We start from the raw sequence: 13,751 nt of genomic DNA on the forward strand, positions 1-13,751 counted from the left end.
TCGTTCTATACAAGTTTTTCCCAAAAACATGTAATTATGTATGTGTTGAAAATAAATTATTATTCTGTAGTTGCAAGGGCTAATCCGCAATTTAAATCAAAAAAGATTTGTATGTATATGGTAAATTGAAGTTGTGAGGAGGGGCTAAAATGCATGAAGAATATAAAGAGATAATAAAAAAATCAATTGAATATATAGAGAATCACTTACATGAGGAGCTTACAACAGAAAGAGTGGCATCTCACAGTGCAGTATCGATGTACCATTTTCATCGCATCTTTCAAAGATATGTTGGGATGAGTGTAACAGATTATATTCGAAAGAGAAGGTTAACTCATGCTGCGCAAGTTTTAGTGTCAACGGAGAGAGCTGTTATTGATATTGCAGTGCAATACGGTTTTTCCTCACAAGAGGCATTTACGAGAGCTTTTAAAAGAATGTTTCAATTGCCACCAAAGAAATATCGAAAGTACTTTCAGTCATTTTATATAGAAAGAGAGGGTGTTTCAATGCAAAAAGGTATACCGAAAGGATGGATCTTAAGTGGAAGTCATCCTGCTGAATATGAGATGGGTTTAGATTATGAAGTTGTCCATCAGGGGAAAGTATCTGCATACATAAAAGCAAAAGAGAATGTTACGCACGGAGGATTTTCAACATTAATGCAAATGTTCCGAGCGGATAAATATGTAGGAAAGAGATTACGTTTTACAGCATTTATTAAGAGTGAAAATGTAAGAGATTGGGCAGGATTGTGGATGCGAGTAGATGGAAAAGATACAGAACCGCTCGCTATGGATAATATGCAAAATCGCCCCATTAAAAATACGAATAACTGGCAATCGTACTCGGTTGTATTAGATATAAAAGAAGAAGCACTTGGTATTGCATTTGGTGTTTTATTATCAGGAGAAGGTTGTGTGTGGCTAGATAGTATTCGATTTGATGAAGTAGATGAAAAAATTCCTTCAACAGATTTGGCAGAGAACTTTTATGAAACACTTTTAGAAGAGCCGGTGAATCTACAATTTGAAGAAGTAGAAAAATAAAAAACAAGGAGAAAAGATATGCTCAAATATGTAAAACTAATAAGTATTAGTTTAGTAATATCGTCTTGTATTATGGGAGTTAATTATTTAGTTAGCTATCTTTGGTCAGGGCATATACCTTCTTTGACGTGGAGAACATATTTGATATTTGTGTTTATATGTATGATGAGTTTTGGTTCAATGCAAAAAGAAGGAAAAGAGGATTATTGACAATAGTCTTCTTCGCCTTTCTTTCATTAACACAAATGGTTGTAACTGTTTTTGGAGATGCAGGTATGATTTTCAATATCATCTCACTATCGTTACAACTTGTAAGTTTGGGTGTAATTGTACCACATGAAATGCTTTCTAAAACATACCAAACAATCAGTGAATTATTTCCTGCAATATATGCAGGAAATGGCTATTATACAATAATATTTGGAGGAGTTAGTTTAGAAAGAAATATTATTTCATTATTAGTTATTGTATTGGTTATACAATTAGTAGCAGGTATGATTTTAGCTATAAAAGGAATGGCAAAGGGAAGAGGAAGCTCTGTAGTTAAAGTTGTATAAAAGTAAAAAGGTATCCTTCATGGGATACCTTTTACTTTTGTTACTTTGCAACTTCTGTCCACTTGTAGTTAAACTCACCACCGAAGTCAGTTGTTACAAGTCCTTTAATGAAAGAGCGTTGTAAGTAAGAACGACCTTGTTGGTATAAAGGAGCGACAGCGCCGTCTTGTAATAGAATTTTTTCAGCTTGCTTCATTGCTTCAAAGCGTGCTTTTTCATCGCCAGCTAAATCTGTTTTCACTTTATGAATTAGCTCATCGTACTCTTTGTTAGAGTATTTATCGAAGTTATAAGCACTATCTGTTGTAAATAGATCTAAGAATGTAATTGGATCAGCGAAGTCAGGGCCCCAGCCGTCAATACCAATTTCATAGTCACCACTTAATAGTAGTTTTAGCTGTTGTTTACGTGGTTGTGGTTTTAAATTCACTGTTAATCCGTCTAAGTTCTTTTCTAATTCACCTTTTAAATATTCACCAGTCTTTTTAGCTAAAGCATTGTCACTTGTTAATAGTTCGATTGTTACTTTGTCAGTACCAAGTTCTTGTTTTGCTTTTTTCCAGTTTTCTTTCGCTGTTTTCACATCATCCTTGACTAGATTTCCATTTTCTTTACGGAAGTCGTTGCCTTCTGGGCTCTTTGCGAATTTCGCAGGAACCATTCCTTCAGCTGGAACAGCGCCGTTATTTAAAATTGTTTCTACGTAAGCTTTTTTATTCATTGCGCCGTTAATAGCAAGGCGTGCATGTTGATTTTTTAATGTTTCATTTTTTTGATTTAATCGTAAGAATTGAATGCCGACTTCAGCGCGTTCCTTGAAGTTTGGATCGCTCTTATATTTATCAACAAACTCTGCAGTTAAAGCAACACGATCAATTTGTCCTGAATCATATAAGTTCACTTCTGTAGACTTATCTTTAACGACATTGAAGTTGATTTCTTCTAATTTTACCGTTTTAGCATCCCAATAGTTAGGGTTTTTCTTCAATTGGAAGCTTTGTTCATGTTTCCAGTTCTCTAATGTGAAAGCACCGTTGTAAATTAAATGATTTGTTTCCAAACCATATTTATCACCTTGAGATTTTAAGTACTCTTCATTAATTGGTAAGAATGTTGAGAATGTCGTTAAGCTTAAGAAGTAGGGAACAGGACGGTCTAGTTGCACTTCTAACGTTTTGTCATCAACAGCTTTGACCCCTAGTTGATCAATTGGCAATTGTTTTTGGTTTATTTGTTTCGCATTCTTTATATCGAAGAATAAGAATGCGTATTCAGCTGCTGTATCAGGATTTACGGCACGTTGCCAAGCGAAGGCAAAGTCCTTTGCTGTAACAGGAGTACCGTTTGACCATTTTGAATCACGCAGATGGAATGTATATTTTGTTTTATCGGGACTAATGTCAACCGACTCAGCGACACCAGGAACCGGTTTATTATCTTCTCCCATTGCATATAACCCTTCAAAAACATTGCGCATTACGTTCATGGATTCCCCATCCGTTGCTTTTGCAACATCCATTGTTGGAATTTCTGAAGCGAATGATAAGTTAATTGCCTGTTTATCAGGTGCTTTATCGTTTGCTTTCGCTCCGCTTGCATTATCCTTATTTCCCCCGCAAGCAGTTAGTAATAGACTTGCCCCTAAAACAGATGCAACAACAGGTATAACTTTTTTCTTCATTGTTCGTTCCTCCCTAAATGTGTTGTTCGTAACGTCATAATGTCCATGTCTTGAAGTAGCTATAGAAGGAGATAAAACCTATTATAAATATTTGTTTATAGGTAATCAGGTGTTCTATATGTATATACATGTTGATCTATAATCTATCGTTATATGTTTCAACGTAGTAGACATTATATTTTGATGGTGAAATATTTCGTTTCTTTGATTATTTAGAATATTAACACTGGAAAGAACTATATGTCAATAATAAAAATAGATTGTTAATTTCTTAGAATAATATATTGAAAAAGCGGATTTTCATGTGTGAGAGAACCTATTTTTAATATATTTTGCTAAAAAAACAATTGGTGTGGGCTAATAATAAGTGGGGATGAAGAAACCCCCACTTATTAAAGTTTCACTTTATTTTTCAATTTTTGCCCACTTGAAGTTTAATTGCCCTGCAAAGTCTACTTGCACAATTCCTTTCACATAAGAACGTTCTAAATAAGATTCGCCTTTTTGGTAAAGAGGAGCGATAACAGAGTCTTTAAATAATATTTTCTCGGATGCTAGTAATGCTTCCCAGCGAGCTTTTTCATCACCAGCTAAAGTTGTTTTCACTTTTGCTATTGTTTCATCGAATTCCTTATTAGAGTAATGATCTAAGTTATAAGGGTTATTCGTTGTAAATAGCTCAAGGAATGTAATTGGATCCGCAAAGTCAGGGCTCCAGCCATCAATTCCGATTTCGTAGTCACCTTTTAATAAAAGCGAAACTTGTTGCTTACGCGGTTGCGGTTTTATATTTACTGTTAATCCATCTAGATTCTTTTCTAGTTGTCCTTTTAAGAATTCACCAGTTTTCTTATCAAGGTCAGCATCACTCGTTAATAATTCTAATGTTATCTTTTCAGAACCAAGCTCTTGTTTAGCTTTTTTCCATAACTCTTGTGCAGATTTTGTATCAACTTTTGTTAAATCGCCATTTGCAGTACGGAAGTCTTTTCCTTCAGGTCCTTTTGCAAAGTTTTTTGGAACGAGACCAAATGTTGGTGTAGATCCATCATTTAATAACGTATTTACAAAGGATTTTCTATCAATTGTTTGATCAATTGCTTGGCGTGCAGAAACGTTTTGAAGCACTTTGTTTTGTTGATTCATACGTAAAAATTGTACGCCTACGTTTGGACGTTCTTTAAAGTTAGCATCCTTTTTATATTTATCGACGAAGTCAGATGTTAGTTTTATACGATCTAATTGTTTTGACTCGAATAAATTTACTTCTGTTGATTTTTCTTTTACGACGTTAAAATTGATTTCTTCTAGTTTGACAGTATTTTTATCCCAATAGGTAGGGTTTTTCTTGAATTTAAAGCTTTGTTCGTGCTTCCAATCGCTTAGTGTAAAAGCTCCGTTGTACAAGATTGTATTATCTTCTAAAGCGTACTTATCACCTTGTGCTTTAAAGAATTCCTCGTTAATTGGTAGAAATGTTGGGAACGCTGTTAAGCTAATAAAATACGGAACAGGACGCTCCAATTCTACCTCAAACGTATGGTCATCAACTGCTTTTACACCAAGTTGGTCGGCTGGAAGTTCTTTGTTGTTAATTTTTGTTGCGTTTTTAATATCAAAGAATAGAAATGCATATTCAGAGGCTGTTGCTGGATCTACGGCTCTTTGCCAAGCGAACACAAAATCTTTAGCTGTAACAGGAGTGCCGTTTGACCATTTTGAATCTCGCAAATGGAATGTGTATTTCGTTTTATCGCCACTTACTTCATGAGATTTTGCAACACCAGGAACAGGTTTGTTACCTTCACCAAGATTATACAAACCTTCAAATACGTTTCTCATTACTTGACCAGAATCAGTATCTGTAGCACGAGCCGTATCCATTGTTCGTATTTCAGTAGGTGAAGATAAGTTTAAAACCTGTTTACTAGGTGCCTCGTCTTTTGCATTTGCTCCGCTTGCTTCGTTTTTATAACTACCGCAACCAGTTAATAAAATACTTACTCCTACAACTGATGCAATACCGGGTACAAACTTCTTTTTCATTTGATTTTCCTCCTAAATAATTAAGTTTGGATGATGATGAGGGAAATGAAAAATAAAAAATCCCTCTTTTCATATTGAGAAAGAGGGATTTTTACGTACAAGTTATGCACCCGTATATAAACGAAGTCCCTCATTCTATCTTTCAAGCATAAAGCTTGCAGGAAGTGGCACAGTATTCAAAATGAACCTGTTGCCGAGGTTTCAAAGGGCCAGTCCCTCCACCTCTCTTGATACAATGAGTAAACGAATAAATTTTATTAATTTTTGTGTTTCTTTGATAATTCAAAATCTTACACCTTGAATAATGAAGTGTCAACTAAATGAAATATAGTTTAAATTTTCAGTTTTATTAAATAGAAAAACCACTGCATAGGACAGTGGTTTTTCTACTAGAAGTTAAAGTTATCTGGATCTGGACCAACGCGACGATCTTCATTTAAAGCTTGAATTGCTTTCATATCATCAGCACTTAATTCAAAGTCGAAGATGTTTGCATTTTCAATAATGCGATGTTCTTTAATTGATTTGGGAATTGTTACAACTTCGTTTTGTAAATCCCAGCGTAAAATAATTTGCGCAGTTGATTTATTATATTTTGTCGCAATTTCTTGTAACGTTGGATTATCTAGTAGTTGTCCTTGCATTAATGGTGACCAAGCTTCAAGCTGAATATTATGTTCTTTACAGAATGCATGTAACTCTTCTTGTGCTAAACGTGGGTGGTATTCCACTTGGTTGACCATTGGCTTAATTTCAGCAATTTCAAATACGTCTTGTAAGTGGTGAATGTGGAAATTACTCACACCGATAGCGCGAACACGGCCATCTTTATAAAGTTTTTCTAATGCTTTCCATGATTCGGTATATTTCCCTTTTACAGGCCAATGTACTAAATATAAATCTAAATATTCTAGACCTAATTTCTCTAATGTAGTTTCAAATGCTTGAAGTGTTGTTTCATATCCTTGATCGCTATTCCATACTTTTGAGGTAATAAATAATTCTTCGCGTGAAACACCGGATTCACGAATCGCTTGTCCAACGCCTTCTTCATTTTGATAGATTGCTGCAGTATCGATGCTGCGGTAGCCATTTTTAATTGCTGCTTTTACAGAATCAATTACTTCTGAACCATCTTCTACTTTAAAAACACCTAAACCAAACCAAGGCATTTTTACACCGTTATGTAATGTTGTATAGTCTTTTAAACTTGTTAAAATCATATTATTTCCCCCTAGCTTTTTTGTTTGTTGCTTCTACTGCTTTTTGAATTGCCTCTGAAAAATTATATTCGTATAAAGTTTTGAGACCCTCAGCTGTGGAACCACCTGGCGTTGTTACTTGTTCGCGGAGGTTAGCTGGATTTTGCGTTTGTTCGAGCATAGAAGCAGAGCCAGAAATCATTTGAATGACAAGATGTTTTGCGGTTTCTTCATCGACTCCATAACTTTTTGTTGTTTCAATTAAGCTTTCAGCAAAGTAATAAAGGAAGGCTGGTGCACTTCCAGTAACTGCAGTAAGCTGATGAACTTCTTCCTCAGTACAAAGTTGCGAAGTACCAATACCTTTTAAAAGCAGTTGCAGGGTTTCTTGATGCATCTCATTTACTGATTGTCCCATTGTATATAAGGAGATAGATTTTCCAATTTCAGCAGCTGTATTAGGCATAATCCAAGCAACAGGCGTGCCCTTTGGGAGTCTAGCTTCTAAATAAGATGGTCCAATGCCAGCTGCGACTGTTACGACTAGTTGATTTGATATTAACGGAGATAGCTCAGCTAATAACTCTTCATGAGCAGAAGGTGGCATTGCTAAAACAACCGTATCAACAGATGTAACATGCTGTTTCCAATCTGTTGCAGTAGACACATTATATCGATGTTGTAACTGTTTTAGCTTTTCTACGTTGCTTCGATTAGAGACGATAATTTCTTCGATGTACTCTTTGCTTGTTTTAAGTAATCCGGAAAATATAGCTTCTGCCATACGACCGGCACCAATAAATAAAATTCGATGTTTAGTTAGCATATTCTTTATTCCTTTCTAGTAGAGATATGTTATAAAAACGATATCATCTTTAAGAGAATGTTGTAAAAAGAAAAGACTTACCGTAGATGGAATGGATAATGAGAAGGCGGAAATTCATGCTAATATTAACTGTTATTAATCTCTTTATATGTGTAGCTGGTTTGCTAGAGTGGAAGAGCAATTATAGGGGGCAAGAACATACAAATAATTATATCTAGAAAATAATTAGAATTGAAAAACCCCTGAAGCATATATGCTTCAGGGGTTTACTAATAGAATATAAGATTATGCTTTTGTCATACCAAGTAATACAGCGCCGCCGATAATTAAAACACTACCTAGTGCAATAAAGATCAATTGACGTTTTGTTTTCTTTTCACCTAAGAAGACAATCGCACCAAATGTTGAGATAACGATTCCAGTTTGAGATAATGGGAAGCTTGTTGCTACTCCAACACGTGGTAATGAAAGAAGTAAGAATAAGTTTCCAGTTCCCCATAGTAAACCAGACAAAGCATTACGGATTGCATATTTGTTAAATGGTTTATGTTTAGACGTCAGTACAACCGCACCAACAAACATACCAACTGCTTGTGGTAAAATAGCAGACCAACCATCAATATTATACCAACGAATAATAATTACATATACAAGATAGCCGAAAGTAGAAACAATTAAAGTAAGAAGTCCTTTTTTCAATTGTCCAGGTGGCTGAGCATTTTCTTTATCATCTAATGATGTGAATACAACACCAACTACAATTAATAGGATTGCAATCGTTCCCAGAAAGATCGTTGTAGTAGTAGTCCACTCACGGAAAGCGATAACCCCAAAGATAGAAGTTGCAACAAGTTGCATACCAGTAGAAATCGTTACAGTAGTTGAAACACCTAGTTTTTCAACTGTTTTTAATTGGTTTACTTGTCCTAAAGCCCAGAATAAACCTGAAATAAAACCAACAATTAAGATTGTCATTGTTAAAGCTGGTTGAGTAAATACATACATAATTGTTGCGAAGAATAGAGCACCGATTGTCATACCTACCGTTTGGCTATATGCACCACCGCCCATTTTTACGCTTACTAATAAGATGTTTCCCCATGCAATTGCAGGAAGAAGCGCTAATAAAATGTCCATTACAAGACTCCCTTCGGTTTGCTATACCAATATAGTTACATATCGTTCTAACGATCGGTAATGCCCCACTAATAGAGTAGAAGATTACCGATCGCTAAAACAGGATGAAGAATTCACAATATAAATGCGTTTTCATTTCTTCATTTTTTGAAACACCTCCATATAATAACAGGAAATTGCCTATTTTAGAAAGTGAATTCAAATAAAATGTATATTTAAATAAGAGGTAAAATTCAGTTATTTCCCATTGGTATATTTTATTTCCTAAGAAATAAAGAAGCAGCTTCGACAAAAGCTGCTTTAAGAGTTAGTGATTCTTTTATTAATAAGTTGAATACATAGTAGAAATACGAGTGACATACCGATAGTAATAACTACAAGTGTCCAGGCGAGTTGCATATTACTTGCATCAATAGCCATGTAAATTGCAGTTGGGATTGTCTGTGTTTTACCAGGAATGTTCCCGGCAAACATGAGTGTAGCACCAAACTCACCGAGCGCGCGGACAAAGCTCAAAATCATCCCGCTTAGTAAGGCAGGAAATGCGAGTGGAAGTGTAACGTGCAGAAAAACTTGATATTCACTTGCGCCAAGGTCACGAGCACTTTCTTCAATTTGTACATTTGCGATAGAAAATCCCGTTTTCGCTGATTGGTACATAAGCGGAAATGCAACAACTGTAGAAGCGATAATTGCAGCAGTAGATGTGAACATAATAGACTGCTGAAATAATGATTCAACCCACTTTCCGATCGGGCTGTTGTTTCCAAAGATGATAATGAGAAAGAAGCCGATAACAGTTGGTGGAAGTACCATTGGTAATAAAAATATGGTTTCTAATAGTACTTTATATCGCCATGAGGAGCGAGCTAGTGCTCGCCCGACAATTGTCCCTAAAATTGTAACGAGAATAGTGGCGCACGCAGCTACTCTTAAAGATAGAAAGACAGGCGATAAAATAGCATCAATGCTCATAGTAATTACGACAGAACTGTAAATCCATATTTCTTAAAGATAGATTGTGCATCTTTTGACTGCAAATACTCATAAAATGAAGTCGCCTCTTTCTTATGTTTAGATTCCTTTATAACACCTAAAGGATAGTGGATTGGCTCATGAGAAGTAGCTGCTGCTGTCTCACCAATCTTTACTTTATCCGAAATGAGAGCATCTGTTTTGTATACGATGCCAGCATCGACATTCCCTGTTTCTACATATGTTAACACTTGGCGAACATCTTTTGTAAATACGATTTTATTTTGAACATCATTCCAAAGGTTTTCGTGTGTTAGAGAAGCCTTTGCATATTTGCCAGCAGGTACAGATTCAGGTGTACCAAGTGCAATTTTTTTGATTTTCTCATCTTTTAAATCTTGAAATTTTGTAAGAGAACTATCTTTAGGGATGACTAGAACTAGTTCATTTCCAAGAAGATTTTTCCCTTCTTTTTCACTAATGAATCCTTTTTTTACAAGGGTTTGGAATTTATCTTCTGCTGCAGAGAAGAATAAATCAGCAGGTGCACCTTGTTCAATTTGTTGTTGAAGTGCTCCAGAAGCACCGAAGTTAAAAGAAAGTTTGATATTTGGCTCTTTTTCTTTATATTGTTTTTCGATTTCTTTTAATGCATCTTGTAAGCTTGCAGCAGCTGAGATAGTCAGTTCAACTGTTTTATCCTCTTTAGCAGCTGACTTTGTATGCTTTTCCCCACTTGTACAAGCAGCACTAAATATAAGAAGGAAAGAAAGTATAAGTGCCCCGATGGAACGTAATGTAAATTTATTCATAAAAAAATCCCCTTTCGTTTTGATACATCTAATTATAACTAATTATATCTAAATATAACTAGTTATAATTGAATGTAATTTGAACATATATCTATTTTTAAAAAATAGGAGAAATATTCTTTTCTTTGTTACAATGAAAGGAGAAAGTGAGGAATCGTCTATGGATCATCATTCCTACACAACGGAAGAAGTAGCAAAGCGATTAAAAGTATCAAAATTAACTGTATACGACTTAATTAAAAAAGGAGAACTTCCTTCTTATAGAGTTGGTAGACAGATGCGCATTGATGCAACAGATTTAGATCAATATATAAAACAAATGAAAACAGGAAAGGTACAAGTTACTCCTGTAAAAAACGATGGTAGTAGTATCTTGAACACGTGTATTATTAGTGGTCAAGAACTAACGTTAGATATGTTAGCTAAACGTATAGAAAATCGTTTGCCAAGTTCTAATGTTTTAAGGGCGTATCAAGGTAGCTTAACGAGTTTAGTGAAAATGTATCAAGGAGAAGGAAGTATCGTTAGTTTGCATTTGTTTGATGGTGAAACTGGTACATATAATGTTCCTTACGTAAAACGCATTTTAGTAGGACAGCCATGCATTATGATTAATTTATTGTCCAGAAATGTAGGATTTTATGTCCGAAAAGGAAATCCGAAGAGAATAAAGGCATGGGCTGACATATCCGGGTCCACTATAAAGTTTGTGAATCGAGAAAAGGGTTCTGGTATTAGAGTGTTAGTCGATGAACAATTACGAATCCAAAAATTAAATAAAGCTGATATTAGTGGATATGAATGGGAAGAATCGAATCATCTTGGTGTTGCCACGCAAGTTGCAAATGGAAAAGCTGATGTAGGAGTAGGTTCAGAAAAGTTTTCGCAAATTGTAAATGTGGACTTTATTCCAATCATGCAAGAACAGTATGATTTAGTAATTTTGAAGAATAAAGAAAATGAAGAGTTGATTGAAGTTGTGAAAGACATTCTGCAATCGGAAGAATTTCATAATGAATTAAATGCGATTGGCGGATATGATATTACGAAAACAGGTCAAATTGTATATGAAACAAACTAAAAAGCTGCTTGTCTATAAGACGAGCAGCTTTTTCTATATATAAAGGGGGTTGGGGAAACAAAGTGTTAAACAAGACCTTGAGCAAGTGTATAAATGAAAGCCGTAAGAAGAGTGGCTCCACTTGCAAGTCCGATAAAGTCTGATTTGTTGAAAGTAATGTTGTTCATTATAAACTCTCCTTATTTGTTTAATGTAGTTGCAACAGCTTTTGCATCGACAAGTGCGGATAGCACCATGCCCATTGTATTTAAAAATTTATTTGATTTCATATTGTTCATCATGCGTATCCGCTCCTTTTCGAATTGTTGTTGCCCTGCTTATGTCTTAATTATAGGAAATATGGCTACTTGCAACTATCGAATTAGCTTACGAAAGACTTACACTTTTGTAAGAAAAAAAGACATTCATGTAAGAATGTCTTTCACAGCATATTGATATGATGATGGTCTTCAATTGTTTTTAAAAAACTACGCATTGAATTCGTCATATAGCTATCTTTACGGCGTATGAAAACCGTTGAAATACTGCCGTATTTTTCAGGGATTGCATGACAATGTACCTTACCTGCTTTAGAAAGATGATGGACAGCAGACTGTGGTACGAGTGTAATTCCGAGGCCGAGTGCAACGCTGTTTAATATTGTCTCTAATATATTGAATTCCATAATTCTTTTTGGTAGCAAACCTTCATCTTTAAGCCAACGTTCTAGTTTGGAGCGGTATCCACATCCTTGGTTAAAAACGAGTAGAGGCGTTGTTGTAAATTCTTCTATATGAAAGGCTTTATTTTGTGTTATAAGCATTAATTTCTCTGTACTAACATCGTATTGTTCGATTAGTGGATGTTTAATAGGCCCTGATATAAAGGCGCCATCCAATTGATGATCAAGTACTTCTCTAATTAATTCTTCTGTTAGACCCGCTTGTAATGATAAATCGACATTCGGATAGCTTTTATAGTAAGAAGATAAAATGGTAGGCAGTGTACTTACTGTTTCGACTGTACCGATTTTCAATATACCGGAGGGTGTTTCGCTATCTAAAAATACTTGTTTTAGTTCGTCGACATCTTGCAAAATTTTACTAACATAAACGAGCATTTTTCTTCCTTCAGCTGTTAAAGTCATTCCTCGTTTATGGCGGTAAAAGAGTGGGGTTTTTAATTCGTTTTCTAGTTGTTTAATACGTGTAGTTACATTTGATTGTACATAATTTAATTCCTTTGCTGCGCTACTTACACTACCCTGATCGGCAACGCTTTTAAAGATTTGTAAGTCTCGTAATTCCATTTTGTAATCCCCCTTGATGTTAACTATCATTATAAATGATAGTTAACATCATTTTGAATCATTTTACGTGATATATTTTTTCTTTTACAATTCTCTTTGTGCAAATAGAAAGAAACGGGGGATTGCGGTGAGAAGAGGTCAAATGATAATAGGGGCTGTAGCGTGTTTAATTGCGAGTATGTCATGGGGAGCGATGTTTCCAGTTGCTGATCATGCGCTAGAATACATAGATCCATTTTATTTTTCGCTTATTCGCTATGGAGCAGTGGCGATAATGCTGATTGTATTGTTGTTAGTGAAAGAAGGAAAACAGGCATTTCGTTTAGAGGGAAGAGGAAAGTTACTCGTCTTTTTTGGAACGATGGCATTTACAGTATATAATGTCCTCATATTTTTAGGGCAAATGTTGATGGGTAAGTCGGGTGTAATGGTAGCTTCCATTATGGAAGCACTTATGCCGATGATTTCTATTTGTATTTTATGGGGATATAAGCATATAAAACCGAAGAAGTATATGATAACGAGTATGGTTATTGCTTTTGTAGGAGCTGTGTTTGTTATTACAAAAGGTGACATGAGTTTCTTTGTAACATTGAAAGATAATATGTTCCCATTAGCATTTATATTTATTGGTGTTATAGGCTGGGTTATTTATACGATGGGTGGTCAAACGTGTAGTGATTGGTCAACATTACGTTATTCTACGTTGACGTGTGTATTCGGTACGACTGTTACAGGAATTATAACGGTAATTATTACGTGGCTTGGATATGTTTCAGTTCCTAGTATGGGAACGATTTCTATTGTAAAATATGATTTGTTATTTATGATGACATTGCCAGGTATTGTAGCGCTACTTGCTTGGAACTACGGTGTGAAAATTTTATCATCCATTAATGGGATTTTATTTATTAATTTTGTACCAATTACGACTTTAGCTATTATGATGATGCAAGGGTATCAAATCACAATGTTTGATATTATAGGGACTGTACTTGTTATTGCAGCACTTATTCGCAATAACGTTTGCCAGAGAAAAGAAGAAAATATAAATAATAGAGTTTTACAAGAAGAACAATTACGTCAAGCTGTTTAAT

Annotated in this window: 14 protein-coding genes and 1 riboswitch; of the genes, 5 read left to right on the forward strand and 9 right to left on the reverse strand. The window is 35.1% G+C overall.

What is annotated here, in order from left to right; translation table 11 throughout:
* The first annotated feature begins 149 nt into the window (after positions 1–149).
* From BHV55_RS01095 to BHV55_RS01105, 3 genes are read left to right on the forward strand one after another with little or no spacing between them, the layout of a single operon-like run.
* Positions 150–1,049 carry a helix-turn-helix transcriptional regulator gene (locus BHV55_RS01095; RefSeq protein WP_000544203.1) on the forward strand — a complete coding sequence of 300 codons (900 nt, stop codon included), beginning with the start codon at positions 150–152 and terminating at the stop codon, positions 1,047–1,049.
* A gap of 18 nt (positions 1,050–1,067) precedes the next feature.
* Positions 1,068–1,259, forward strand: a complete 192-nt coding sequence (locus BHV55_RS01100) for a hypothetical protein (RefSeq protein WP_070757052.1) — start codon at positions 1,068–1,070, stop codon at positions 1,257–1,259.
* A complete protein-coding gene (locus tag BHV55_RS01105) occupies positions 1,256–1,606 on the forward strand; it encodes an ABC-2 transporter permease (protein ID WP_000156942.1) in 351 nt (116 codons plus the stop codon). The genes BHV55_RS01100 and BHV55_RS01105 overlap by 4 nt, the downstream gene beginning before the upstream one ends.
* A gap of 40 nt (positions 1,607–1,646) precedes the next feature.
* On the opposite strand, the gene BHV55_RS01110 is transcribed toward BHV55_RS01105, so the two are convergent.
* The 7 genes from BHV55_RS01110 to modA form a co-directional block, all read right to left on the reverse strand.
* On the reverse strand, positions 1,647–3,287 hold the full coding sequence (locus BHV55_RS01110) for a peptide ABC transporter substrate-binding protein (protein WP_000730942.1): 1,641 nt from the start codon (positions 3,285–3,287) through the stop codon (positions 1,647–1,649).
* A gap of 405 nt (positions 3,288–3,692) precedes the next feature.
* Complete coding sequence (locus BHV55_RS01115; protein ID WP_070757053.1) at positions 3,693–5,333, reverse strand: peptide ABC transporter substrate-binding protein; 1,641 nt, start codon at positions 5,331–5,333, stop codon at positions 3,693–3,695.
* A 132-nt stretch (positions 5,334–5,465) separates the two neighbouring features.
* Positions 5,466–5,570: riboswitch (SAM riboswitch) on the reverse strand.
* A 152-nt stretch (positions 5,571–5,722) separates the two neighbouring features.
* Complete coding sequence (locus tag BHV55_RS01120) at positions 5,723–6,556, reverse strand: aldo/keto reductase (protein WP_000604196.1); 834 nt, start codon at positions 6,554–6,556, stop codon at positions 5,723–5,725.
* A 1-nt stretch (position 6,557) separates the two neighbouring features.
* Positions 6,558–7,361, reverse strand: coding sequence for a pyrroline-5-carboxylate reductase (proC, locus tag BHV55_RS01125; RefSeq protein WP_000956278.1), 804 nt, complete (start codon positions 7,359–7,361; stop codon positions 6,558–6,560).
* Between the two features lie 285 nt (positions 7,362–7,646).
* Positions 7,647–8,498 carry a GRP family sugar transporter gene (locus BHV55_RS01130; RefSeq protein ID WP_070757054.1) on the reverse strand — a complete coding sequence of 284 codons (852 nt, stop codon included), beginning with the start codon at positions 8,496–8,498 and terminating at the stop codon, positions 7,647–7,649.
* Positions 8,499–8,798: 300 nt separating this feature from the next.
* Complete coding sequence (gene modB, locus BHV55_RS01135) at positions 8,799–9,473, reverse strand: molybdate ABC transporter permease subunit (protein WP_000020526.1); 675 nt, start codon at positions 9,471–9,473, stop codon at positions 8,799–8,801.
* A gap of 5 nt (positions 9,474–9,478) precedes the next feature.
* Entirely contained in the window at positions 9,479–10,285 is an 807-nt protein-coding gene (gene modA, locus BHV55_RS01140) for a molybdate ABC transporter substrate-binding protein (protein ID WP_070757055.1), read from the reverse strand.
* Positions 10,286–10,445: 160 nt separating this feature from the next.
* On the opposite strand from modA, the gene BHV55_RS01145 reads away from it, so the two are divergent.
* Positions 10,446–11,366: a substrate-binding domain-containing protein gene (locus BHV55_RS01145; RefSeq protein ID WP_070757061.1), complete on the forward strand. Its 921-nt coding sequence runs from the start codon at positions 10,446–10,448 to the stop codon at positions 11,364–11,366.
* A 65-nt stretch (positions 11,367–11,431) separates the two neighbouring features.
* Here BHV55_RS01145 and BHV55_RS01150 read toward each other — a convergent pair whose 3' ends face one another.
* Both BHV55_RS01150 and BHV55_RS01155 read right to left on the reverse strand, forming a co-directional pair.
* Positions 11,432–11,533 (reverse strand): DUF3948 family protein, encoded by a 102-nt coding sequence (locus BHV55_RS01150; RefSeq protein ID WP_001060018.1) that lies wholly within the window; start codon positions 11,531–11,533, stop codon positions 11,432–11,434.
* 254 nt (positions 11,534–11,787) lie between these two features.
* Positions 11,788–12,654, reverse strand: a complete 867-nt coding sequence (locus BHV55_RS01155) for a LysR family transcriptional regulator (RefSeq protein ID WP_000423040.1) — start codon at positions 12,652–12,654, stop codon at positions 11,788–11,790.
* Between the two features lie 127 nt (positions 12,655–12,781).
* Here BHV55_RS01155 and BHV55_RS01160 point away from each other — a divergent pair, with 127 nt between their 5' ends.
* Positions 12,782–13,750: a DMT family transporter gene (locus tag BHV55_RS01160; protein ID WP_002100652.1), complete on the forward strand. Its 969-nt coding sequence runs from the start codon at positions 12,782–12,784 to the stop codon at positions 13,748–13,750.
* The last annotated feature ends 1 nt before the right edge of the window (position 13,751 follow it).

Source organism: Bacillus sp. RZ2MS9 (assembly GCF_001816185.2).
Classification (GTDB): Bacteria; Bacillota; Bacilli; order Bacillales; family Bacillaceae_G; genus Bacillus_A; species Bacillus_A cereus.

Coding starts and splice junctions, on each gene's coding strand:
- BHV55_RS01095 (WP_000544203.1), top strand. CDS start 150: ATGCATGAAGAATATAAAGAGATAATAAAAAAATCAATTGAATATATA.
- BHV55_RS01100 (WP_070757052.1), top strand. CDS start 1,068: ATGCTCAAATATGTAAAACTAATAAGTATTAGTTTAGTAATATCGTCT.
- BHV55_RS01110 (WP_000730942.1), bottom strand. CDS start 3,287: ATGAAGAAAAAAGTTATACCTGTTGTTGCATCTGTTTTAGGGGCAAGT.
- BHV55_RS01115 (WP_070757053.1), bottom strand. CDS start 5,333: ATGAAAAAGAAGTTTGTACCCGGTATTGCATCAGTTGTAGGAGTAAGT.
- BHV55_RS01120 (WP_000604196.1), bottom strand. CDS start 6,556: ATGATTTTAACAAGTTTAAAAGACTATACAACATTACATAACGGTGTA.
- proC (WP_000956278.1), bottom strand. CDS start 7,361: ATGCTAACTAAACATCGAATTTTATTTATTGGTGCCGGTCGTATGGCA.
- BHV55_RS01130 (WP_070757054.1), bottom strand. CDS start 8,498: ATGGACATTTTATTAGCGCTTCTTCCTGCAATTGCATGGGGAAACATC.
- modB (WP_000020526.1), bottom strand. CDS start 9,473: ATGAGCATTGATGCTATTTTATCGCCTGTCTTTCTATCTTTAAGAGTA.
- modA (WP_070757055.1), bottom strand. CDS start 10,285: ATGAATAAATTTACATTACGTTCCATCGGGGCACTTATACTTTCTTTC.
- BHV55_RS01145 (WP_070757061.1), top strand. CDS start 10,446: ATGGATCATCATTCCTACACAACGGAAGAAGTAGCAAAGCGATTAAAA.
- BHV55_RS01150 (WP_001060018.1), bottom strand. CDS start 11,533: ATGAACAACATTACTTTCAACAAATCAGACTTTATCGGACTTGCAAGT.
- BHV55_RS01155 (WP_000423040.1), bottom strand. CDS start 12,654: ATGGAATTACGAGACTTACAAATCTTTAAAAGCGTTGCCGATCAGGGT.